The 24,164-nt window shown below is 59.2% G+C and carries 13 protein-coding genes and 4 pseudogenes; 11 read left to right on the forward strand and 6 right to left on the reverse strand.

Translation table 11 applies throughout. The annotated features are described in order from the left end of the window. Positions 1 to 129: 129 nt before the first annotated feature. Positions 130 to 1,461 carry an MFS transporter gene (locus BX604_RS25125; protein WP_257146418.1) on the reverse strand — a complete coding sequence of 444 codons (1,332 nt, stop codon included), beginning with the start codon at positions 1,459 to 1,461 and terminating at the stop codon, positions 130 to 132. A gap of 569 nt (positions 1,462 to 2,030) precedes the next feature. Then, positions 2,031 to 2,371 (reverse strand): annotated as a pseudogene (locus BX604_RS25130) (helix-hairpin-helix domain-containing protein); the annotation flags it as partial. 602 nt (positions 2,372 to 2,973) lie between these two features. Here BX604_RS25130 and BX604_RS25140 point away from each other — a divergent pair. The 4 genes and pseudogenes from BX604_RS25140 to BX604_RS25150 form a co-directional block, all read left to right on the forward strand. Beyond that, entirely contained in the window at positions 2,974 to 8,991 is a 6,018-nt protein-coding gene (locus tag BX604_RS25140; RefSeq protein WP_098553537.1) for an RHS repeat-associated core domain-containing protein, read from the forward strand. A gap of 39 nt (positions 8,992 to 9,030) precedes the next feature. After that, the gene (locus BX604_RS38580) at positions 9,031 to 9,414 is read left to right on the forward strand and encodes a hypothetical protein (protein WP_143748108.1); all 384 of its coding nucleotides are present in this window, start codon (positions 9,031 to 9,033) and stop codon (positions 9,412 to 9,414) included. A gap of 195 nt (positions 9,415 to 9,609) precedes the next feature. Next, positions 9,610 to 9,909 carry an AAA family ATPase gene (locus BX604_RS25145; protein WP_306668239.1) on the forward strand — a complete coding sequence of 100 codons (300 nt, stop codon included), beginning with the start codon at positions 9,610 to 9,612 and terminating at the stop codon, positions 9,907 to 9,909. Beyond that, positions 9,840 to 10,073, forward strand: a pseudogene (locus BX604_RS25150) (IS3 family transposase); the annotation flags it as partial. The gene BX604_RS25145 and the pseudogene BX604_RS25150, both read left to right, overlap by 70 nt. 23 nt (positions 10,074 to 10,096) lie before the next feature. Here the strand turns inward: BX604_RS25150 and BX604_RS25155 are convergent. After that, a pseudogene (locus BX604_RS25155) lies at positions 10,097 to 10,747 on the reverse strand (IS110 family transposase); the annotation flags it as partial. 235 nt (positions 10,748 to 10,982) lie between these two features. Between BX604_RS25155 and BX604_RS39740 the strand changes: the two are divergent. Next, positions 10,983 to 11,204, forward strand: a pseudogene (locus tag BX604_RS39740) (transposase); the annotation flags it as partial. A gap of 712 nt (positions 11,205 to 11,916) precedes the next feature. Here the strand turns inward: BX604_RS39740 and istB are convergent. Together istB and istA are read right to left on the reverse strand one after the other, a co-directional pair. Next, complete coding sequence (gene istB, locus BX604_RS25170; protein ID WP_060091270.1) at positions 11,917 to 12,714, reverse strand: IS21-like element helper ATPase IstB; 798 nt, start codon at positions 12,712 to 12,714, stop codon at positions 11,917 to 11,919. After that, positions 12,707 to 14,185, reverse strand: a complete 1,479-nt coding sequence (gene istA, locus BX604_RS25175) for an IS21 family transposase (RefSeq protein ID WP_217443306.1) — start codon at positions 14,183 to 14,185, stop codon at positions 12,707 to 12,709. The genes istB and istA overlap by 8 nt, the downstream gene beginning before the upstream one ends. Positions 14,186 to 14,279: 94 nt before the next feature. Between istA and BX604_RS25180 the strand changes: the two genes are divergently transcribed. The 5 genes from BX604_RS25180 (at position 14,280) to BX604_RS25200 (ending at position 20,755) form a co-directional block, all read left to right on the forward strand. Beyond that, positions 14,280 to 14,795: an amidase family protein gene (locus tag BX604_RS25180; RefSeq protein WP_257146421.1), complete on the forward strand. Its 516-nt coding sequence runs from the start codon at positions 14,280 to 14,282 to the stop codon at positions 14,793 to 14,795. Between the two features lie 465 nt (positions 14,796 to 15,260). Further along, entirely contained in the window at positions 15,261 to 16,430 is a 1,170-nt protein-coding gene (locus BX604_RS25185; RefSeq protein WP_098553538.1) for a porin, read from the forward strand. Positions 16,431 to 16,626: 196 nt separating this feature from the next. Continuing rightward, positions 16,627 to 17,739 carry a P1 family peptidase gene (locus BX604_RS25190; protein ID WP_098553539.1) on the forward strand — a complete coding sequence of 371 codons (1,113 nt, stop codon included), beginning with the start codon at positions 16,627 to 16,629 and terminating at the stop codon, positions 17,737 to 17,739. A gap of 74 nt (positions 17,740 to 17,813) precedes the next feature. Next, positions 17,814 to 19,319: an aldehyde dehydrogenase gene (locus BX604_RS25195; RefSeq protein ID WP_373562435.1), complete on the forward strand. Its 1,506-nt coding sequence runs from the start codon at positions 17,814 to 17,816 to the stop codon at positions 19,317 to 19,319. A gap of 53 nt (positions 19,320 to 19,372) precedes the next feature. After that, positions 19,373 to 20,755: an aspartate aminotransferase family protein gene (locus BX604_RS25200; RefSeq protein ID WP_098553540.1), complete on the forward strand. Its 1,383-nt coding sequence runs from the start codon at positions 19,373 to 19,375 to the stop codon at positions 20,753 to 20,755. A 1,749-nt stretch (positions 20,756 to 22,504) separates the two neighbouring features. Here the strand turns inward: BX604_RS25200 and BX604_RS25210 are convergent. Next, a complete protein-coding gene (locus BX604_RS25210) occupies positions 22,505 to 23,377 on the reverse strand; it encodes a slipin family protein (protein WP_098553541.1) in 873 nt (290 codons plus the stop codon). Between the two features lie 327 nt (positions 23,378 to 23,704). Here BX604_RS25210 and BX604_RS25215 point away from each other — a divergent pair, with 327 nt between their 5' ends. Then, entirely contained in the window at positions 23,705 to 24,157 is a 453-nt protein-coding gene (locus BX604_RS25215) for a type II toxin-antitoxin system HicB family antitoxin (RefSeq protein ID WP_098554039.1), read from the forward strand. The last annotated feature ends 7 nt before the right edge of the window (positions 24,158 to 24,164 follow it).

A 24,164-nucleotide genomic window follows, 5' to 3' on the forward strand; every position in this document is an offset into this window, starting at 1 on the left:
CGAGGAGAAACCTGGCTTCATGTGAAGCAGGCAGTGGTGAAACGATTGTCCGTGCTGCGCGCGCCGGCGCCGGCTACCGGCAGCCGTTGCTCGCCGGGCGGGTTTGCGCGGGTCCGGGGCGGCTCGGCATCACGCCCGCGTCCCGGCGATGCGCGTGCCGTTGCTGCGCGCAACGGTCAGGATGACGAGTGCGCCAGCCAGCCCCATGATCGCGGTCGGCATCATGGCCAGGTTCGTGCTGCCGGTCTTCTCCAGGGTGATGCCGTACACGTTGATCATCAACCCGCCCGCCAGGGTCCCCACGGCGTTGATGCCCGCGAGACCGACGGCCGCGACGCGTGGGGTCAGCAACTCGAGCGACAGCGCCCAGAAGGGTGCCTTGAACGAATAGGCGCCGATCAGCACGCAGGACAGCAGCGCGAGAATGGTTGCGAGGTTGCCCACCCAACCGGCGAAGCCGAAACCGACGGCGATCAGGAGCAACGGTGCGCAGGTATGCCATCTCCGTTCGCCCGTGCGGTCGGAGCGCCATCCCCAGATCACCATCAGAACGGAGGCAATGCCGTACGGAATCGAGTTGAGCATGCCCGTTTCGATGTCCGTGAGGCCGTGCGACTTGATCAGTTGCGGTTGCCATACGCCGAGTACGCTGCCTGCCGCTAATGCCGCCGCGCACGCCAACGTCAGGCCCCAGATCTGTCGATTGCGCAGTAACTGCCACGCCGAGACTTCGGCGATCGGACGGGCAGTGTCGCGCTCGGCTTGCAGACGCGAGGCGAGCCATGCCTTCTCGGCGGATGTCAGCCAGGACGCGTGCTCGGGGCGATCCGTCAGCAGAAACAGGCAGACGATCCCGAAGACGAACACCGGAAGGCCCTCCGCGACGAACAGCCAGTGCCACCCGCGCAGGCCCTGCAGGCCGTCGAGCGACAGGAGCCATCCGGAAACCTGCGAACCGAAGAACCCGGACAACGGAATCGCGACCATGAATAGCGCGATGACACGAGCCCGGTACGCGGCGGGGAGCCAGAACGTGAGGTAGAGCAGCACACCGGGGAAGAAGCCCGCCTCAGCGGCGCCGAGCACGAATCGGGCAATGCCGTACGACACCGGCCCCTTGACCAGCGCCATAGCCGTCGCGATCAAACCCCAGCTGATCATGATGCGTGCCAGCCAGATGCGGGCGCCGAATTTCTGGAGAAGAATGTTGCTGGGGATTTCGAACACGAAATATGCGATGAAAAACAGGCTGCTGCCCCAGCCGAAGGCCGACCGGGACAGGCCAAGATCCTGGTTCATCTGCAGCGCGGCGAGGCCGACGTTATTGCGGTCGAGGATCGCAAACACGTAGCAGACCGTCAGGAACGGGACAATCCGCCAGATGAATTTTCGTGTGACGCGTTGCTCGATCGAGTGAGTGCCGTTCTTCATCTCCACCATGTTTTCCTTATCGTGCGTCATTGCTTTCCGGCCGCATGCATGACTCCGCATCGTGCAAGGATCAGGCTGACGGATGGCCGCCTGTCCGCGAAATCGGTGCGCCCGGCAGAAACCGGGTGCCCGTTCGGTTTGCGGTTCGGGTGCATCGAGGTCGAATTCTCGGCGAGCGTGGTTTATCGATCAAACGGTCTTTTCTGATAGTTCCATGGGATTTTCTTATGCGATCGAGCGTCGGTGATTCAGCCCGGATCGAATGCCGGCGGATACGACATTTCTAAAAAGCTACTACAAGAAAAAATTTGATCATCAGCATTATGTCAAATTACTGACGCTCCAGAATGCCATCTCCGATTGCCGACGAATGCCGGAAATGCTCGACGCAAGCAAACTTGACCACAACTGCGATGTAATCCTGCTCACTCCTTGACGCAAAAGCGGCCCGCGGCCGACAAGTGGTCAATCGTAGGTGACGATGGTTAGAGATGGGCCATCTTAGGTTGCATTCGCTGGATTCCTGGACCGGCCAGAGTTTCATAGACACTCACGAGTCGTTTAGCGCGTAGCGCCGCTCAAACTCAATCGGTGAAAGATCGCCGGCGGATGCCGGCGGCGGCCAGCCAGAGCGCCGCGCGTCGATTGCCGCATGCGAGTGAGCGAAGCGCATTCGCACGAGCGAGCACCTGCCGGTCGTGCCGATCGAGCCGGGCACGGCGTGGGAGGTCCGCGACGTCGACGAATGACCGCGCAGCGCGTCCGCGCTCGATACGGCCGGCGACATCCTCGCGCGTTCCGCGCGACAACGAAAAGGCGAGGCGCACGGACACCGATGTCGTCGGTCCTTCGTTCACGGAATCCCATGCGCTCACCGTGACTGCTAGCACCTCAAGGCCGAGGTTGGTGCGTCCAGCAGCAGTGGCGTGGGCCTGCAAAAAAATCGATCTGCTGTCTGGCGGATTGACGCCGAACGCAAGCACTCGGCGCCTGGCCCCAACAATTGAGTCCGATCTAAGCCTGCGATTGTTTGCGCGTATACCCTAGGTATCGTGGAGCGCAATGCTTTGATATGTTTATTTCAAAATGTTTCAGAATAAGAATTTTAGAGAGCCGAGGTGCAAAACGAATGCAGGGGAATTGTAATTTCTTCGCCGTAAGCACTTTGCGACAAATGAATACAACGGGTGCATCCGGGGGCAATATGCGTCATCCGAAATTCGAGCTTGGCCGTCGCCATGGCGAGCGAGTATTGCACCATATTATTCAAGGGACTATAGCTTTGGCGCTAGTGGGTGCCAGTGCTGTTGCAAGCGCCGGTTCCATTACCTATACGTACGATCCGCTTGGCCGGTTGACCAAAGCTGTTTTCAATAACGGCTCCAGTACCACTACGGTAATCTACAACTACGACGCAGCGGGCAACCGCACGTCGGTCTCCACCACATCCCCGTAGCGTCGTATAGCGTCATCGCGCATCGATCGCATCATATCAATATATTTCGCAATCCTAATGTCTAAGCCTGTTTTCTGGGGGACGCAATGTCCAGGTTGCCGCGTGTCGATTTCCAGAAGTTGGTCGGTGTGTTCCTTCTGAGCGGCATGACGGCTCTCGGATCTCTCACTTTCGCTAGCCCCATTCAATCAGCGTTGCCACCCGTCGCCAAAAAGGCGCCAGCGGATTGGATGTTGGGTGCACAGCCTGCTGCACCGAAGTCTTCGAAGCACTACGTTGGAAAGGAGCCGCCACGCACGGGTGTCGGGCAACCGGTAAGCTTCGTGAGCGGGAAGCCGGCGATCGCCTATTCGCCTGAGCGTCTTTCGGCACTCGCCAATGCGGTGGAATCTGGCAGGAACGCCGCCAACTTGTTCCCTATCTCGGGTGAGGACTGGGAAAAATCCCGCGCGCGAATCGTACTTCCGACCAGAATTAATCAAGGCTTGACGGTCGAAACGAAGACCATTTCTCCGTCATCACACGGTACCAACACGAATGCCCTGAGCGCCGGTGGAAACGCGAGTCCACCGGGTCCGGCGTCGATAGCTGAGCTGGCGCGCGCGCTGAATTACAACCCGGACGTCATCTTTCAGTATGTCCACAACAATGCTGAGGTCTATCCGATCTATGGCACCCAGAAAGGCTCGTTCGGCACTGTCCTGGACAACCAAGGGACGGTTTACGATCAAGCGATGCTGATGGTCGACCTTCTGCGGGCATCCGGTTACACCACGAGTTTTACGACAGGGGTGATCAAGTATACCGCGGCACAGTTCAACTCTCTTTACGGCGTTGATACGTCAAACGTATGTGGGGTTCTCAACCTGTTGGGCAAGGGCGGAATTCCCGTCTATGCGGCTACCGCGGTGAATCCAGGACAATGTCCGGGCAACACGTCGGCACTCGTCGACGTATCGGTTGGCCACGTCTGGGTGAAAACCGTCATCAACGGTACGACCTATTACTTCGATCCCAGCTTCAAGACTCACTCGTTCAAGACGGGTATCGATCTTGCCAGCGCGAGTACGACCGGCTACAACGCCGCAGCTTATCTAAGTTCCGCCGAGAGTGGTGCGACCGTCACCGCTAATTACGTGCAGAACATCAATCGGACGAACGTCCGCAATAACCTCACGACGTACGCGAGCAACCTCGCGGCGTATCTGCGCGCGAACATGCCGACGGCGACGGTCGCCGATGTGGTCGGCGGGAAATCGATCGATCTGATCTACGGAGCGATTCCGCACTATACGGCGCCCCCTCTGCAAAATACTGCGTACCCGCTGCAGGATATTACAGACGTTCCGACGTCCATGAAGGTGACGCTGAGGATCCAGTATCAAGGGATAGACCAAACATATACCTCAGATGCAATCTATGGACATCGTCTAACCATCACTTATAACGCGTCAAATCAGCCGATTCTCAGTTTAGATGGTACCGCTGTCGGCAGTCCCGGAACCGCGCCGGCTGTTGGCTCGAACACGACCCTCACGCTGACCGTCACCCATAATGCGATCGGAACAACGGCAGCAGACCAGACCGTCACGCAGACGATCGTCGCGAAACCGGGAAATATCTTTGTGATCTCCAATGCGTGGGGACCAACTGGTCGCGGTCTCGCGAACTTCTACCAAACCTCACTCGGCAATTTGCGGGCGTCCGGCGCCGCTGACACATCGGACGCAGTTGGTGGGACTACATTGGCCCTGCTTGCCGCTCAGTGGCTCGGGCAAACTTCTCAGGTGTATTACTTGAGCGAGCGCCTTTCGGGCACCTTCATCTTGCCTTTTCACGATGTTGGCGTGGCCGGATACACAGGCGCGTCATACGTTGATTTGCCGGGAGGAATGGTTGGACTCGCCAACGCTGCCGGAGACTCGTCTAAGGAGTCGCTCGCTTTGTATCAATCGGCGATGCATTCAAGCATCCTGGAATCGACCGTAGTTCAGCAGGTCAGCACTATCTCGGCCGCTTCAACAGTGAAGCTTATCGATCTGGCCGCAGCGGCGGGACAGCCGATTTACAATGCGACCTCCGCGAACTACGCGAGCGCGGTACAGCCGAATCTGGTGAATTGCAGTGCGTATTTCGGAACATTTAGTAACTACCTGGCTGCCGGGTACAACCTGGTATTACCGCAACACTGCGATATCACAGAGAATAGTTGGACCGGCGCGGGTTACTATTTTTTTGGCCCAAACATTCTGGGCGCGATGATCAAAGGAAACCTCGCCGGGGGATACATGACCCTGGGTCAGTATCTCTCCACGCTGTCCCCGTTGGCGCAAGTCGCGTCGCCGTTTCCGCCTGCGATGTACAACCTTCCGGTCACGGTCTTCAGTAATGGCACCTTTCAATTTGGGCCGTCCCTCCAAGGTGGGACGTCTCTCCAAGGCGAGCCATTTAAATACATCTCCGACCCCATTGGGTTAGCGGCCGGGAATTTTACGTACAGCCGCGATGACCTTTCGTCAGGTGTCGGTCGCTTTCCGCAGAGCCTCACCTTTAGCCGTATATACAGTTCGAGCGCCAAGAATCAGGACAGTGTGCTCGGCAAAGGCTGGGCTCACAATTTCATCGTGACCGCGAAAGTAAATTCCGACGGTTATCAGGGGATGGGGGAAGATTCTGCCCTCGATGCAGTAGCTGCGTTGGTCGAGATGAAGGCGTCGTCGGATTTGCTTGCGGACGCGTTACACCCGATTGAAAAATTGGTCATTGCGACTTTGGGGCAACGGTGGTTCGGCGATCAGCTGATCAACAATACCGTGATCGTCACACAAGGTCTGAATGGCGAGGTGTTCGTGAAGCTGCCGGACGGCAGTTACAACCCTCCCCCGGGGAATTCTTCGAAACTGATACTGAACGGGGATGGCACTTACACCTACGACAGTGTTCACCACAACACGATGCACTTCAATTCGTCGGGGAACATTGATACCTACAAAGACGCCAACGGCACGCAGGTCAACTACAGCTATACCGGGACCAACTTGTCCAGCGTCAGCAACGGCTTCTGGCGCACGCTGAATTTCAGCTATACGAATGGACGGATTAGCCAGGTCTCTGACGGCGCACGAACGGTCCAATATGGCTACGACGCAAATGGCAATCTGACAACCTTCACCGACACGTTGTCGAAGAGCACGACGTACGGCTATGGATTGCCGGGTCAGATGACGCAAATCTTTTACCCGAGCTTCCCGTCCACTGCGGGCGTCACCAATGTCTATGACAGCCTGGGCCGAGTCCAAACGCAGACGAATGCGCGAGGTAAGACATACAGCTACTATTTTGCCGGATCTCGAGCTCTTGAATCCGCACCGGGTGGTATCACGAGGCTCAGCTATCTTGATGTGCTCGGGAATGTGTTGCAGCAAGCGGATCCGCTGTTCAACGTCACGCAATTCGCTTACGACGGACAAGGGCGGCTGAATACCAAGACTTTGCCTCAGGGGAATGGCTTCTCATACACGTATGACGATGCATCGTGTGCGAGCTCGGAGAAACGCTGTACGCAGAACGTGAAGTCGATCACGCAGTTCGCACCGGCCGGATCCGGTCTCGCGCCGCTCACTCGAAGCTACACGTATGAGAGTGCATACAACAAAGTTGCAACGGAAACCGATGCGCGTGGCAACGCCACGACGTACACTTACGCCCCTTGGGGCGACATCGCGACCGTAACTTCGCCGGTTGATGCGAGCGGAGTAGCGCCGTGGACAGCCTACGACTATTACTCGTGGACACCCACGGGCTTTCCTACGATGTATCTGTTGTGGAAGACGACGGTCAAGACGAGCGCATCGAACACCACTGCGACGACGAGGACCTATGATTGGGCGCACCACGAAGTACCCGCGACCACGACAGTCGACGCCGGCACTGGAACGCTGAATCTCACGACCACCTATACCTACGACGATATCGGCAACCTGACCGTGGTCGACGGGCCGCGTACTGACGTGATCGACACGGTGACGACTAGCTATGATAGTGAACGACGCCCGACCGTGGTCACGGATGCGCTTGGGAAGCAAACTCAAACCACTTATGACGCCGACGGCCGGCCGATTGCTGTCGCCCGGCAGATCGGCACTCAGTGGCTGACAAACTGTTCACGTTACAGCGCGACAGGAAAGGTTATCCGGGCGTGGGGGCCGTCGTTGACAGCATCTGCGACAACCTGCCCAGCCGAGGCTGCGCCGGTGCCGATCACGGACACTGCATATGACGATCTCGATCGGCCATATCAGCAAACGCGGTATCTCGCGGCCGCAGACGGAGGGAACAGGGTTACGACGACGGTGTACAACGTCGACGACACTATCAACACCATCCAGAAGGCGACAGGCACGGCGCAACAACAGAACTATGTGCAATACACCTATACGCCGAACGGCAAGCTGAATTCGAGTGCTGACGCGAAGAACAACCTGACCGTATACGCGTATAACGGTTTTGATCGCCTAACGAACCGGTACTATCCACTGCCCAACACACCTGGCTCAGCGAACAGCAACGATTACGACGGCTACACCTACGACCCGAACGGCAACGTGGTGACGATTCGCAAACGTAGCGGGGACACGATCACCCAGACTTGGGACAATCTGAACCGCCTGACGGCACGCACGTATCCGAACAGTGCGAACAATGTTCAGTTCGGGTACGACCTGCGCGGGCTGCGCACCGCGTCGCAGTACGCGAACGGTAGTTACGCAATCTCCTATGGCTGGGACAATGCAGGCCGGTTGCTCAATACGTCGGCGGGTGGAAAGACGCTAAATTTCCAGTACGACGCGGCAGGCAATCGGACGCAGACGACGTGGCCGGATGGGTTCAATACGACCACTAGCTACGATGCGTTGAATCGGCCGAGTGTGATCAAGGAGAACGGAAGCACCGCACTCGCGACGTACACCTACGACGACCTGAGCCGGGCAACCACACTCGCGTTCGGAAACGGTACGTCGATTCAACGCGGGTATGACAATCAAGGCGGGCTCTCGACGCTGACGAATGCATTGACTGCGCCCGGCGATCAGGTGCAGTACACATACGCACGTAATCAGATCATGGATGTGACCAGCGTCACGCCGAGCAACCTCGCGTACCAGTGGAGCGGTGGCACGATTGGCAGCCAGAGCTACACCGCAGACGGCCTGAATCGTTACACGACTGCGGCAGGAGGTTCTGCTGGGTACGACAACAATGGAAATGTAGCGAGCTACGGAGGCTGGTCGTACGGCTATGATCTCGACAATCGCCTCGTATCCGGGAGCACTGGGTTGTTTTCGACGGTGAGTCTTGCGTATGACTCGGAAAGTCGTCTGCGCCAGACTGTTGAACCCAACGGTCTTGGCAGTCTCACGACGAACATGCTGTACGACGACACGAAGCTCGTTGCCGAATTCGATTCGTCTGGCAATATCCTCCGGCGTTATGTTCACGGTTCGGGCGCAGACAACCCACTCGTCTGGTATGAGGGCGTGGGGACAACGAGCAAGAACTGGCTGTACACCGATCAGTCGGGAAGCGTTGTCGCGACGGCCAATGCGGTGGGGGCCAAGACGGCAACCTTTACTTACGGCCCGTTCGGTGAGCCGAACGCAACGAGCGGTATGCGGTTTCGTTACACCGGACAGCAACTGATTGGTTCGCTCGGAGTGTACTACTATAAAGCAAGGTTCTATTCACCCGGGCTTGGGCGATTTTTTCAGACGGATCCGGTTGGCAATCGAGACGATCAAAACCTGTACGCGTATGTCGGGAACAATCCCATTAACCGAACCGACTCGGACGGATTGACCGGAACTGTTGTGGGATCGGACTCGCTACAAATTGCGGGTGACTATATTTGGGGGCATGGCGATAGGCATGTAAGCGATCCAGATGCTGCGCGCGCAGAGATTGGCGCCCATCTCCCCCCAATCGGAGATGTGGGTGGACCGTTTTGGGGGGTAACTCCGAACTATATTTATCGAGTATTTCCGTTGCCGTCTGGTGATGTAAATGTCGGAACATACTTCTATCGCCCGTCAGGGATACCGTATTAATATCTCGGTTTGTGTTGTAAAGAAATTTGGAGTGAATTGATGAATACGTCGTCGTTTCGGGATCTTAGCGATTTAGAAGTCGCCATTCTCAATCGAATGGCGAGCTGCGGCGTACCAAATGAAGAAACACTGATGGCGCAGATTTCAACCGCAAGGGCGCGCCAAATAGATGGTGAGGGATCGATTCAACTCATTACGAGTAGCGATCGAAAGTACAATGACACAACCGGGCCGTTAATAACGGCTGTACAAGCAGATATCGACACGGTGCAGAATTTCGGACCGTATATTAATTTTGTTTTGATATTGAAAGATGGGTTTATCGATGAATTGGAAATTTACAAAGATGACGGTGGACGGATAGTTTTCGACTTCAATCCAGATGATTTTTCCATGACGTGGGGTGGTCCGAGAAGTCTCTGAGGCTCGTATGGACGGTAATGGCCGACGGTGACGAGGCATATTTGGCTAATGGATGTGAGTCAACGCACCATTTAGGGCTTGGTGCGGTAGGCGAGCTTGCGCGCGATCAAATTTTGTACTTTTCCGTTAGCCTGCCACCCGCCATGGATAGCGGAAAATACATATTTGGCGAATGACAGGTTTCTATCGTCAGCAATGATTATTGCGAAGCAATTTATTGAGAAGATCACTCTTCTTCGCGAACGAATTCAATCGTTTGATAAGTTTACGTTTTCGCTTGACGTAGTGCGGTCGTTTGATTTTCTCGAGCCCCATCCAAAGATTACCTTTATCGTTGGCGAGAATGGATCCGGGAAGTCAACTTTACTCGAGGCAATCGCTGTCTCAATGGGATTTAATCCCGAGGGTGGTTCGAAGAATTTCCGGTTCGATACACGTCGCGTAAAGCCTGTTCCCCAGACAATGCGGCCTGTGAGGGATTCTTCGGCAGGCTGAAGACCGAAATGTTCTATCCAGGAGACTGGCGTTCGACGACCATCGCGGAGTTCGTTGAGATACTGAACGCCTACGTTCGCTGGTACAACCAGAAACGGATCAAGGGCTCCCTTGGCTACCTCAGCCCCATCGAGTACCGTGAAAGCCTGGGCCTAACAACGTAATTCAGTCCAAGAAAAAAGCCGCATCCCCGTTGGGTCAAGATTCGGTGGAAATCTACATCGATGGTCGCTTGCGCGAGTGCTTGCTCCACCTCGCGCAGATCCTCGCCGAGGCGGTCCAGTTCGCGCAGCCGCTGCTCGACGCCGAGTCGTTCATCCAGTGGCAGCGGTTGAACGCCGAGCCGGGCACGCCCCTTCTTGCCAAACAGATCGGTGGCGGGACACCGCTCGATCAGATGTGCAATCAGGACCGCGTGAATCTCGTTCTTCAGTCGTGTACGTTGCCGCACCAACTGCGAGCGACGCGCGATCTGCCGACGCAATGCCAGCGTGCGCTCGTCCGGCATCCATACTTCCGGCAGAAAACCGCTCGCATACAGCTGCGCCAGTACGGCCGCATCGATCTTGTCCGTCTTGACGCGCGCTTCGGCGATCAGCCGAACCTGCAGCGGATTGGCAATCGCTACACGCGTGACATGCGGGCGCAAGACGTTGACGATGGCAGTGGTATTGCCAGTCGCTTCGAGTACCACATGATCGGTGGAACGCAGCTTTACCGCAAAGCGCTCCAGTTCGTCGCGCCGCAACCCGGTGCGGCCGCCTGCATGCAGTGTGCCATCCTCCAGGTATGCGATCTCGGCCACGGAGCGCGACACATCTAACCCTACGATTCGCATAACCGTCTCCCGCTTCAGATCACTGTTGGGAGCCGGTGGGACAGCACGACAACTACGGATTCGCGCTCGCAGCGCAACCGGGCGGGTCGCAGGGGCGGCCAACTACTAACACGAGCTCGCGGCTCATCGTATAGGAACGGCCTGCCCACCCGAAGTGCTCCCCAGTGCCCCATGTCCCGGATGGTCACACCATACGCTCAAACCGATCGGCGCGGGAACGCGAGGCACCGGCTGTATCATGCCGGTTACGAACGCCATCGAGAACATCAACTCGCAACTGCGCAAGATCATCAAGACCCGAGGGCACTTCCCGGCCGATGATGCCGCGACGAAACTGATCTCGCTGGCGCTGCACAACATCACTGCCGATTGAGGACGCGCCGCTCACGACTGGAAGACAGCGATGAACCAATTCGCTATCCTCTACGAGGACCGGTTCGTTCGACCATCCGTGTGAATCTCAACCCCGCCTTGAACACGGAAATTCTGACACCCCCCTCGCTCTCGTGATCCATGCGGTTCTTCTAAATTCTTGACGTTTGTGACCTGAACCCTGGCTGCGTCGAATTCTTCATTGGACATGCCCGTTGGGGATGCTGCGCGGTCCCCGCGAGCCGAGTGATGCATACATCAGCACCGACAAAGCGCAGAACGTTGTTGCAACTTCGACCGCGGCCCTCGCGCTGGACACTTCCAAGACTCGACCGCCAATTGCAGATCCGAGACCAAATCCTAGCGACAAAAAGCCCCGTGGAAGGGCGGCATGGCCCAGTGACTTACGCAGTTTTAGAACACCGACTACGAGGTGCTCGCTCAACGGTTCTAAAGGAAAGGAGTTCTGAACGGGTTTGTCCAATCGCTGTTGGATTTGAACCGTACGAGGTGCTGTTGATGGGACGCTCGGCCTAAATCCATTGTGTCGCAACGCGAAAAACGCACAGCGCGTCGTCGGATCAAGGGGTTCGAGCGTCATCGGAGGTGTGAAGGGACGAATGTCCGGCCTTCGATTGATGAATTGTCAGGTCGTGATTCGGTGCGATCCGGAGGCCCTGATCTGCTCCTGTATTGAACCCTGTGCGTGCGTGACGACGCCATTCTGTTGATTTCCACCGAGTCTTAACCCACCGATTTCATCTAAATCTGACCCACCCTGAGACAGCGTAGTACATCTATTCCGGTGTGGATAACTCTTCGTTACCCGCTGGTTTTGCTGCTCTTTTTCTTGTTGTCTTTGCCTTGGCAGAACTGGTCCTGAAGCGCCACGATTCATTGCCCGTTTCGACGATGTGGCAGTGATGGGTGACGCGGTCCAGCAGCGCTGTCGTCATCTTTGCATCCCCGAACACGCTCGCCCACTCGCCGAAGCTGAGATTGGTCGTGATCGCGACGCTCGTGTGCTCGTAAAGCTTTGAGAGCAGATGGAACAGCAATGCACCGCCGGTCTGGCTGAACGGCAGATAGCCCAGCTCATCGAGAATCACCAGATCGACGTACATCAGCTTGTGGGCGATCTGGCCTTGTTTGCCGATGGACTTCTCCTGCTCCAGGGCGTTGGTCAGCTCGACGGTCGAGAAGTAGCGCACACGCTTGCCGTGGCGCTGTACGGCTTCGATTCCGATCGCTGAGGCGAGGTGCGTCTTGCCAGTGCCCGGACCACCGATGAACACGACGTTGTGCGCGCTTTCGAGGAACGACAGCTCGCTCAGTTCGCGCACCAGCGCTTCGTCGACGTGTGCCTGCGCGAAGTCGAAGCCCTTCAGGTCGCGGTGGGCCGGGAAGCGCGCAGCGGTCATTTGATAGGCGATCGAGCGCACCTGCCGTTCGGCGGTTTCAGCCATCAACAGCTGCTTCATGAAGCGCTCCGGCTCGAAGTCAGTGTGGCGCGACTGCGCGAGCAGCTCCGGCCACGTGCTCGCCATGCCGTGCAGTTTAAGACCCTTGAGCTGGGCCGCGATATCGTTAGACATGACGATCCTCCGGTGGGTTGGCGCGCAGCGTCTCGTAACGGCTCACGTCGGCCGCGGGCTCTTCCTTGAGCTGGAGTTTCGTCGTGGCGAGGCTGCCATTCGTGACGGGCGCCTTCAGCCGGCTCAGCACGTTCAGGACGTGCTCTGCGCTGGGGCGTCCTGAATCCAGCGCAGCCTGTACGGCGAGCAGCACCGCATCGAGCCCGTGTTCGCGCACCGCAGCGAGCACCTGCGTCATGACGCGATCGCCGCCCGGGTGTTTCAGCAGATGCCGCTGCAGCAGTTGCAGCGGCTGCGGCATCGTGATGAACGGTGCGCCGTTGCGCAGTGCGCCGGGTTTGCGCTCGACCAGCGTGACGTAGTGGCGCCAATCGTAGAAGGTCATGTGCCGCTCGAAGCTGCGTTCGTGGCGTGCGATCTCCTGGGCGTTGGCGACGACGCTGAGATATGCCGGATAGCAGCGCACGCTCACCAACTGGTTCGTGTACTCGGTGGGCACGCTGTAGCGGTTGCGTTGGAAGTGAATCAGGCTGGTCGACGAGACTCGCAGGGTCTGCTCGATGTAGCCGTCGAACGGCCGTGGATTGGGCATCAGCCGGGTACGCTCGTCCTGCAGCACATCCTCGACTGTCAGCTCAGGCCACTGCGGGTGCCGCATGTGCCACGCCTCACGACACTGACCAGCGACCCATTCGTTCAGGATCTCCAGCGTTTCCCAGCGCCGTAGCGCTGCTTCGTGCCAGATCTGACGTCGCCGGTCCTGAACGTTCTTCTCGACGATGCCTTTCTCCCAGCCTGCAGCCCGGTTGCAGAACTCCGGCTCGAACAGGTAGTGACTGCACATCGCTTCGAAGCGCGCGTTGACCGCACGCTCCTTGCCGCGGCCAACCTTGTCCACGGCGGTCTTCATGTTGTCGTAGATGCCGCGCCGCGGCACGCCGCCGAACGCGGCGAATGCGCGGGCGTGCGCATCGAACAGCATCTCGTGACTCTGTGTGGGATAGGCGACGAGCCAGAACGCGCGGCTGGAGTTAAGTTTGACGTGGGCGACCTCCAGGCGTCGCCGTAGCCCGCCAACAAACGCGTATTCGCAGCTCCAGTCAAACTGGAAGGCTTCGCCGGGTTCGAAGGCGAGCGGCACGAAGGCCTTCCTGCGAGGCGCCTCAGCCTGCTCCTCGTGCCAACGCCTCACGAACGCGCTTACGCGGCCGTAGCTGCCGGCGTAACCCTCGGCGCGGATCGCCTCGAACATGAACCGGGCGGTGCGCCGGTCACGCTTCGGGCGATGACTGTCGGCACGCAGCCAACCTGTCAGCTGTGCGGCCCAGTCGTCGATGACGCTCGGGCTGACGCGCTTCGGATACTTCGGCTCGACAGCATCAGTCTGCCGCAGCCAGCGGCGCACCGTGTTTCGGGACAGGCCCGTACGCCGCGCAATCTCGCGCAGTGGGACCTTCTCGCGGAAATACATCCGCCTGATCTTGGCCAATATGCCCACCGTGATCACCTTTGTATCCCCTGCTCAAAGATTGAGCAGGGCATTCAATCACGTGGGTCAAAATTCGATGAAAATTTTCAGCTCTAGTGGGTCAGTTCTGTGCGGACATCAACACGACGAGCTGGCGGCGCATCGCGGGTTGCTCAATCCCAATGTGATCGGAAACATCGAGTATGGTCTGTCGCTCGATGGCCCGTCGATTGCCGAGGCACAACGCACGCGCGGCGCGTTGTTCCACCAGATGATTGCCCTGCTCGACGAATACGAGGTCGTGATTTGTCCGGCCTCGATCGTTCCGCCATTTCCCGTCGAAGAGACTTACGTGGCCAGCGCTGCTGGCCGGCAGTTCAGTACGTATATCGACTGGCTGGCGATCACTTATGGATTGACGCTGCTGGGACTTCCGGTGATCTCGATTCCCTGCGGCATGACGAGCGATGGTTTGCCGGTGGGGATTCAGATTGCGGGCCGTCCGCGCGGCGAAGCGGCGTTGTTGTCGGTTGCGGCGGCGATCGAGGCGATCATCGGCAAATGGGCCACCCAAGAGCGCGAACTCGATTCGCTGATGCGTACCAACGCCTGATTCTAAGCGGAACGGCCACGCAATCGAGCCGGCCCGCGCAGATCCGTACTTTATCCGGGCACGTCCATTTAACGTCATGGTCTTTGCCGACTACAGATGCGCTGGCAACGAACGGGAAAGGAATCGCTCCGGATTGGAAGCGTTTCTCAAGACCATGGCGATGTGCGGTTATCAATCGGGAACGGGAGGAGGGGCGGGTCCGGATTCGGAGTAGCCGGGTCTGCCCCACATCCCGCCATGACAGCGCGTTCATTTAACGCACATGATTAGGTATACGAAATTGTGTTTAACGATTTTAGAAATTTGTCTTGATGTACCGGTCGACGGTGCGTTGGTAACGACTTGCGCACGTTATTTGAATCGTGACTCGTCGCACTACGTAAAAAATAGAACTAGCAACTGAGGTCTGCCTGGCGACGCGATACGCGACATCCGGGCAGATCAGGTGAAATCTTGGAGATCGAAATGAAAAGGACGTTTTTTGCAGTGGGTGTGTTGAGTGTATTCACGGGCGTTGCGCATGCGCAAAGCAGTGTGACGTTGTATGGCCTGATCGACGAAGGTCTGGACTATACGAACAATGTCGGCGGCAAGAAGCTCTATGCGCTGTCGAGCGGTGATGTGCAGGGTACCCGCTGGGGCCTGAAAGGCACGGAAGACCTGGGCGCTGGTTTGAAGGTGGTGTTCAAGCTGGAATCGGGTTTCGACGTCAACAGCGGCAAGCTGGGTCAAGAAGGCGCGGAGTTTGGACGTCAGGCTTATATCGGAATGTCCAGCGCGACGTTCGGCACGGTGACCGTTGGTCGCCAATATGACTCTGTCGTCGATTACCTGGCGCCGATGACGGCTAATGGCAACTGGGGCGGCGGGATGTTCACGCACCCCTACGATAACGACAACACCGACAACACCTTCCGACTCAATAACGCGGTCAAGTACACGAGCGTCGATTACAGCGGCTTCTCGTTTGGCGGTGCCTATGCGTTCAGCAACTCGACCAATTTCGGGATGAACCGTGCGATCAGCGTAGGCGCGCAGTACAGCAATGGTCCAGTCAGCCTTGCCGCCGCCTATATGAATGTCGATCGCCCCAATGCGGGCACGGCAGGCGCCGTAGCTATCGGTCCGAACGGCAACCCGGACGGTAGTTGGACCGCCATTCGTCAACGCGTCTTCGGAGCGGGCATTGCGTACACGATCGGATCCGCAACGGTGGGTTTCGCGTACACGCACACAAACCTGTCGCAGCCGACGGCGACCCAGTACGCGAACTTCGCGGCCAGCCCGACACTCGGAGCGGCAACATCGCTCAAATTCAACAATTACGAGGTGAACGCCAAGTACCAGTTCACGCCGGCGTTTTATGCCGCCGGCATGTACACCTACACGCAGGCGACGTTGGATGGCGCAACAGGTGGCAGCGCTAAGCCGAAATACCATCAGTTTGGTTTGATGGCCGATTACAACCTGTCGAAGCGAACCGATGTCTATGCTCAGGTTGCTTACGTCAAGGTTGCGAGCGATTCAGGTGTCACCGGAACCGGGCTTGAGTTTGCCGTGAATCCTGATGCTGCTGGCCCGTCGTCAAACAGCAAGCAATTCATGGCCCGCGTTGGCATCCGTCACAAGTTTTGAATTGCGGCCGCTCGCTTGATCCCTTTCCACTCACCGACAAAGCATGGGTACGCGGAGTTGGATTGTTGGCTGTAATTCAGAGCTTGGTTCAATCTCGCCGATGGTCGCAGCCACATATGCCGTGGCTATCAGAAATAGCAAGCGAGCAGTGAAAAACAGGTGCGACACATGTCGCACCGCCTAACGGAGAACATAGATGCGTATCCATAATCTCGGGATCCGGATTGGCCAGGGTCGGCCGGGACCACTGAACAGCATCACCGATGTATCCGGAGTTCGGGTTGGCCATGCGACGGTCGTTTGCGACTACGCGGGCCAGTCCGTGCGGACCGGTGTCACAGTTATCGAGCCGCGTCCCGGTAGCGCGCGGCTGTCGCCGTGCTATGCGGGCTGCCACGTGCTGAATGGTAACGGCGACGCTACTGGTCTCGAATGGGTACGCGAATCAGGCTTGCTGACGACCCCCATCGCATATACGAACACGCACAGTGTTGGCATCGTTCGCGACGCGCTGGTCAAGGCCGAACGCGCGTCGGTGGGCACAAGCCGCTACTGGTGCATGCCGGTCGTGCTGGAAACGTTCGATGGGGTGCTGAACGACATTTGGGGGCAGCATGTCACTGCTGCGCACGTACGCGAGGCCCTTGAAGACGCAAAGGGCGGGCCTGTTGCCGAGGGAGGGGTAGGCGGTGGTACCGGAATGATCTGCCACGAGTTCAAGGGCGGCATCGGTACCGCTTCACGTGTGCTGGATGCGGCCGACGGTGGCTGGACGGTGGGCGCGATCGTGCAGGCGAACTATGGTCGTCGCGATGCACTGCGCGTGGCAGGTTATCCAGTCGGGGAAGTGCTGCGCGATGTGCCGTCGCCGTTTGCGCAGTCTGGGCGGGGAGAGCCGGGTATGGGTTCGATCGTCGTCACACTTGCGACCGACGCGCCGCTGCTGCCGCATCAATGCACCCAGCTTGCAAGGCGTGCGGGGATTGGCCTCGCACGCGTCGGTGGCGGAACCGAGTATTCGAGTGGGGACATTTTTCTCGCGTTCTCGGTCGGCAACGATGGAATGCCTCCGGCCGATTACAGCAGCCGAAGTGCTCTTCTGACCGCGGTGCAAAGCGTGAATCAGGATTTCATGACGTCGCTGTTTGTTGCGGCCGCCGATGCGGTCGAGGAGGCGATTCTCAATGCCCTTGTTGCAGCGGTCGACACGGACGGGCAGGGCGTTAACGTCCAATCAATCGGTATTGACCGTCTGCTGGACGCATTGCGGAAGACGGGGTGGCGGCGGGACCCCGCGCGCGATCAATGAGCCAGTGTACGACGTCGCTTCCTGAAATCATCGCGGCGGCCGCAGGAAATCTGAATCTTTAGTGGGAGTTCGCATTGACCGATCTGTCTTCGACTCAACCCAGCCATGCGGAATGGCAAACGCTCGCGGCGCGTGTCGAGCCACGGACGCAGGCCTGGATTGACGGCGGCTTTGTCGACGCGCAATCGGGCTGCACGTTCCCGGCGATCAATCCGGCGACGGAGACGCTCATCGCCAACGTCGCGTCGTGCGATGTCGACGATGTCGACCGCGCGGTTCGCGCGGCGCGCGTCGCGTTCGAATCCGGCGCGTGGTCGCGTAGTTCGCCGGCGGAGCGCAAGCGCGTGCTGTGCCGGCTCGGGGAACTGATCGCCGAGCACGGGCACGAGTTCGCGCTGCTCGATTCGCTGAACATGGGCAAGCGCGTCGCCGACGCCTATGCGGTCGACGTGCCCGGCGCGGCCGGTCTGTTCGCATGGTACGGCGAGGCGGCCGACAAGTTGTACGGCGAAGTCGCGCCGACCGATCCCGGCAATCTCGCGATCGTCACGCGCGAGCCGCTCGGCGTTGTTGGCGCGGTCGTGCCGTGGAATTTTCCGCTCGACATGGTCGCGTGGAAGGTCGCACCCGCGCTCGCGGCCGGCAACAGCGTCGTACTGAAGCCGGCCGAGCAGTCGCCGCTGTCCGCACTGCGGCTCGCGGAGTTCGCGCAGCAAGCCGGCCTGCCGCGCGGCGTGCTGAACGTCGTGCCCGGTCTCGGCAAAACGGCCGGCCGCGCGCTGGGCCTGCATCCGGACGTCGACGTGATTGCGTTCACCGGTTCGACCGAAATCGGCAAGAAATTCCTCGAATACGCGGGCCAGTCGAACCTGAAGCAAGTCTGGCTCGAATGCGGCGGCAAGAGCCCGAACCTCGTGTTCGATGACGCCGACGATCTCGATCTCGCCGCGCGCAAGGCTTGCTTCGGGATCTTCTTCAATCAGGGCGAAGTGTGCTCCGCGAATTCGCGGCTGCTCGTGCAGCGCTCGATTCACGACGAATTCGTCGCGCGGCTCGTCGAGCAGGCACGCGCGTATCGCCCCGGCGATCCGCTTGATCCTGCGAGTGGGATGGGCGCGATCGTCGATCGCGCGCAGTTCGAGCGCGTCTGCGCAGCGATCGCGCGTGGCCGTGAACGCGCGAAGCTCGTCGCGGGCGGCTACTCATGTCGGGTGAATGGAAAGGGCTGGTTCGTCGAGCCGACGATCTTCACCGGCGTCGCGCCCGGCGACCCGCTCGCGACCGACGAAATCTTTGGGCCGGTGCTCGCGGTGATCCCGTTCGATACGGAAGACGAAGCGATCCGGATCGCGAACGATTCGATTTACGGGCTCGCGGCGTCGGTCTGGACCGGCAGCCTCGCGCGCGCGCATCGCGTGTCGTCGAAGCTGCGTGCAGGCACGGTGTCGGTGAATACAGTTGACGCGCTGAGCATGCAGACGCCGTTCGGCGGCTTCCGTCAGTCGGGTTTCGGCCGCGATCTGTCGCTGCACGCGCTCGACAAGTACACCGGACTCAAGACGACGTGGATCACATGGTAAGCCACGCGTTGAATTCCCCTCAACATCTGATTATTTCCCGCTAGGAGACGACTATGAACACCCGTGAGATCCCGCGTCGCGAAACGCGCGACTATCAGAAGAGCGACGCCGCCCACCATCTGCATGCGTTCGTCGACCAGAAGGCACTGAACGCCGAAGGGCCGCGCGTGATGGTGCGCGGCCAGGGCGTCCATCTGTGGGACAACGACGGCAAACGCTACATCGACGGCATGTCGGGCCTTTGGTGCACGAACGTCGGCTACGGGCGAAGCGAGCTTGTCGACGCCGCGACGCGCCAGATGCGCGAGCTGTCGTACTACAACATGTTCTTTCATACGACGCATCCAGCTGTTGTTGAATTGTCGGAGCGGCTGTTCGCGCTGCTCGGCGATCGCTACAGCCACGTCGTCTACACGAACTCCGGGTCGGAGTCGAACGAGGTGCTGATCCGCACCGTGCGCCGCTTCTGGGACGTGATGGGCAAGCCCGAGAAGAAGGTGATGATCGGGCGTGTGAACGGCTATCACGGCTCGACGGTCGGCAGCGCGTCGCTCGGCGGGATGTCGTTCATGCACGAGATGGGCGATTTGCCGATTCCGAACGTCACGCACGTCGACGAGCCCTACTGGTACGCGAACGGCGGCGACCTGACGCCCGAGGCGTTCGGCAAGCAGGCGGCGTTGTCGCTGGAGAAGAAGATTCTCGAACTCGGTGCGGACCGCGTCGCCGCGTTCGTCGCGGAGCCGTTCCAGGGCGCGGGCGGGATGATCTTCCCGCCGGACGGATACTGGCAGGAGATCGAGCGGATTTGCAGGCAGTACGACGTACTGCTGTGCGCGGACGAAGTGATCGGCGGCTTCGGCCGTACCGGCGAATGGTTCGCGCACCGGTACTTCGGTTTCGAGCCGGATCTGATCTGCATCGCGAAGGGCCTAACGTCGGGCTACGTGCCGATGGGCGGCCTGGTGATGAGCCGTCGGATCGGGGAGGCGCTGGTCGAGCGCGGCGGCGTATATGCGCACGGGCTCACGTATTCGGGCCATCCGGTCGCCGCGGCGGTGGCGCTCGCGAACCTCGACGTGCTCGAACGGGAGCAGCTCGTCACGCGCACGAAGACCGACACCGGTCCGTATCTGCAGAAGGCGCTGCGTGACGCGTTCGCGGATCATCCGCTCGTCGGCGAGATTCAGGGCGTCGGCGCGGTCGGCGCGATCCAGTTCGCGAAGGACAAGGCGACGCGCGAGCGCTTCGCGAACGAGGGCGATCTGACCTGGCACAGCCGGACGGTCGGTTTCGAGCTCGGCGCGATCGTGCGCTCGACGAGCGGCCGGCTGATCGTCGCACCGCCGCTCGTCATCGATCACGCGCAGATCGACGAGCTGATCGGCAAGATGCGCGATGCGGTCGATGCGACCGCGCGCACCGTGCTGCGTTAGTCGGCGGGGCGAACCCAAGGCTGGCGTATGCAGTTCCAGCCTTGTCGTTTCATTGGAGTGACGTTGGTAGGTGCATCGGTGGGTTGCGTGTTCATGTGACCGCGAAAAGTTGCTTTGGCCGTCCGAACTTACCAGCGGCCCCAATGTGCAAGCGCGAAGCTCGCCTTTAGGCCAGTTGCCGTTGCATCGACCGGTCGAATCCGCAGCCAGATACGGACGTTCGAATTCTGCCTACGGGAATTCACGAACGTCCGATCCAGCGTGAACATTAGACGTTGGCGTGCTGACTGGCAGCAACCTTACGCGATCCCCGGCCGGCTGGTCCAATGCTCTTGAGGCGTGCCGGTCCACGTCGAGCCGAGCGGCTGCATCGAAAGCCAAGTCTCAACGAGCTTGCCTGATTCGGTGCGATAGGACCGCGACTACGCGCCTCGCCGGTCTGCGGGTCATTCCACTTGAATGCGAACCGAAACCATGCGCGGTCGCCCTCGAAAGAATGATCGTAGACGACGCGAATGCCGGGCCGGTCCGCTTGAACCTTCGCAATTTCCTCCGCGTAGGCTTCCCGCGTTACGGTTCGGTCGCCAGCTTCATCGTGCCTGATGTAACACACTCAGGAACGAGATCAAAACGGGCTTCGTGCCATATGCTTTCCCAGCGGTCGAACAGATCTCGCAGTGTAGTGTTTTCAGACATCAGCTCGCTCCCGATCTATATAAGCGTCGGCGAAATACGACGAATTGTCGGCGATGTACGACTGAGTTCCGTGCGCTCTCCAGCGCCACTTGTCCCCCGAAAATTCAGCGTTGACCCTTGCCACGCTTGGCTTGGCGCGCGTCTGCCGATTCATTCAGGTGTCGACGATAGACGAAACGCGGCTCAAAACGTCGGCGATATTCGCCACGAAGGATTGGCTCGGGAGTTGCGTGGCTCTGGTTCCACCAATCGCACTACGCGATCGCGCCGAGCTCCAACCCTCAACCGCTGGAGCGCCGCTTCGGTGGACCGACCAGAGTGGGAAGCCGGCCCTTGTGCTGCGTACGTGGCGCCTTCGAGGGACGGGTTACGAAGTTGAAGCCTACTCCACTCAAGGTTGTGATCTTTTGATGCGACCAGATCTTGTGGAGACGCTGCACGGGGTAACCTTGATTTCCGTGGAGTTCTCCGGTTAGAGCGCTCTAGACTGCATGCGGGTTTGCGACCCGCCCCCATTAAATATTTGTTTAAAATCAAATGGTTGTTGTCTGGGCGCCATGCCGGCGGGTTCGAGGCATACCGTCAAACCGACCGTGAATAGGAAATGAAAGCCCGGAAAAGGGCGCGCGAGTCGCCCGCAAGGTGATGCACCGTCATCGCAGCGCATGTCGGGTCAGTTGCCGACGCGAACCAGGCGAACTTCGTAGCAGCAGTCGCGTGGCGCGTCGGCGGCACCGTCTCGGTGACGAACCAGGTGCAATTCGAAGATCAGCCTTTGCGATATGAGCGCGGCCACTACCTTCTTGCCATGACACGTTCACGCAGGTTCAGCAATCGATGCTATATCAGGATCGACGGCCGATCTGGAATGAGTGTCGGACTGACCTTCGCCGCGACCATCCCCGCGTTGTAACGTGGTAAAGCGATTTCTGCCTCCTGCGCATGGTGGAGTATTCGCAACAGACTCGTCATCAAATTGTAGGTATACCCCGTTCTGGCAATGTCCGGGCGATCTGCGCAAGGCGTCGCAGGGGAGTGAATACGAGCTAGCGATTACGCCGCTGTCTTGAGCGAAGGCACGGGCGCGGCGCCCGCCGCGTCATGCCCGGCAATCGCAAGCGCGAGCACCGGATTCAGGCTGTCCACCATCGCACTGGGAATCAGGATCGTCGCGCCGCGTTCCTTCGTCGTTTCGTAGATGATGTTCATCGCCCGCAACTGAAGCGCACCCGGATGATTTTCGTAGACCTGCGACGCTTCGACGAACTTGGCGGCGATTTCGGCCTCCGCCGAGCCGAGGATCACCCGTGCCTGCTTTTCGCGCTCGGCTTGCGCCTGGCGCGACATCGAATCCTGCAGCGCGACCGGGATCGCGACATCGCGGGTCTCGACCGAGCGGACGGTCACGCCCCATTCCACGGTCTTTCGGCCAATCTCGTCGCGCAAATGCATGTCGGCCGCCTTGCGATCCGACAACAATGCAGCCAGCATCGATGCCCCGATCATTTCCCGCAGGGAGGTTTGTGCAACGCGGTCAATGGCTTGCCGGTAGTCGGTGATGGCGAGCGCGGCTTTCTGCGCGTCATGGACGTGCCAGAAAATCACGGCGTCGACGTTGACAGGAACGGTGTCTTTGGTCAGCGCTTGTTCGGCGTTGAAGGCGGTGGTTTGAATACGTTCGTCGATGATCGCGACAACGTTGTCCAGGATTGGAATGATCATAAAGAAACCGGCACCCTTGACGCTTTGCAACTTGCCAATCCGAAGGATCACGAACTTTTCCCAGACGTTGGCGACCCGCACGGACAACGCGATCAGTACCGCGACGATAAAAAGGGAGACCGCGAGATACAGGTAGCCCCACGCGCCGGCGGCGAATGCCGCGAGGACGAACGCAGCCGATAAAACGAGTGTGATGGGATTCATGGTGAGGCTCCGTTTGGGTGACAACGACCTGTCGGATGAGCGATGAAGCGCGCCGCATTCAGGTCGTCTTGGGCATTCTGGCAACAGGGACAGAGGCCCTTGATGTGAGTGTGCGCGCCATTGCAGTGCCGATCGGTACGGTGCCGTACCTCGATCGAGCGCGTTGTGCCTGACTGACCGGGTGGCGAGGCATCGGGCGATCCGGGGTGTGAACGGCGGGCAGGTCACCACGAAACGTGCCCCGCAGACTGTTCTTCAGCGTACCGACTCGTCGGGCCGCCGCGACGCATGATGACGTTCGTCGTCATTTTCTGTCGGGAGCGGTTCATGAAATATCCGGTCTATATCACGCATCACGGGAATCCCCGCTATCGCGGCGCGCTTCCGGATTTTCCGGAAATCGATGTGGAGGGTGACTCGTATGGCGAGTTGCAGGCGGCTGCGGCGCGACAGGTCATGGCCTGCTATGACCGCTCCGCGCGTCTCGTGCCGCCGCCGACCACGGACATGGCGATGTTGCAGGCGTCGGATGTCGACCTGGGTAACGGAATCTGGCGGTTCTTCGATATCGACCTGACCGGCGTGACCTCGAGTTCCGTGCGGATCGCGCTGTGCCTGCCGAAGCGCATCGTGCGCGACATCGACATGACGGCGAGCGCGCTGCGCATGACTCGCGATGCGTTCGTGTCGATGGCGTGCGCGAACGCCGCCGATCGATCCGCGCAGCATCGCGACGTGCGTTTCGAACCCGTCGCGAAATCGCTGTCGGAAGCGGGTTGATGGTGCG

It is taken from the genome of Burkholderia sp. JKS000303, assembly GCF_002563755.1.
GTDB lineage: Bacteria > Pseudomonadota > Gammaproteobacteria > Burkholderiales > Burkholderiaceae > Burkholderia > Burkholderia anthina_B.

Bases quoted from the DNA above. Each gene is read 5' to 3' on its own strand.
- BX604_RS25140 (WP_098553537.1), top strand. From the start codon at position 2,974: ATGTCCAGGTTGCCGCGTGTCGATTTCCAGAAGTTGGTCGGTGTGTTC.
- BX604_RS25145 (WP_306668239.1), top strand. From the start codon at position 9,610: ATGATTATTGCGAAGCAATTTATTGAGAAGATCACTCTTCTTCGCGAA.
- BX604_RS25185 (WP_098553538.1), top strand. From the start codon at position 15,261: ATGAAAAGGACGTTTTTTGCAGTGGGTGTGTTGAGTGTATTCACGGGC.
- BX604_RS25180 (WP_257146421.1), top strand. From the start codon at position 14,280: ATGAAAATTTTCAGCTCTAGTGGGTCAGTTCTGTGCGGACATCAACAC.
- BX604_RS25210 (WP_098553541.1), bottom strand. From the start codon at position 23,377: ATGAATCCCATCACACTCGTTTTATCGGCTGCGTTCGTCCTCGCGGCA.
- BX604_RS38580 (WP_143748108.1), top strand. From the start codon at position 9,031: ATGAATACGTCGTCGTTTCGGGATCTTAGCGATTTAGAAGTCGCCATT.
- BX604_RS25200 (WP_098553540.1), top strand. From the start codon at position 19,373: ATGAACACCCGTGAGATCCCGCGTCGCGAAACGCGCGACTATCAGAAG.
- BX604_RS25125 (WP_257146418.1), bottom strand. From the start codon at position 1,461: ATGACGCACGATAAGGAAAACATGGTGGAGATGAAGAACGGCACTCAC.
- istB (WP_060091270.1), bottom strand. From the start codon at position 12,714: ATGTCTAACGATATCGCGGCCCAGCTCAAGGGTCTTAAACTGCACGGC.
- BX604_RS25215 (WP_098554039.1), top strand. From the start codon at position 23,705: ATGAAATATCCGGTCTATATCACGCATCACGGGAATCCCCGCTATCGC.
- BX604_RS25190 (WP_098553539.1), top strand. From the start codon at position 16,627: ATGCGTATCCATAATCTCGGGATCCGGATTGGCCAGGGTCGGCCGGGA.
- istA (WP_217443306.1), bottom strand. From the start codon at position 14,185: ATGTATTTCCGCGAGAAGGTCCCACTGCGCGAGATTGCGCGGCGTACG.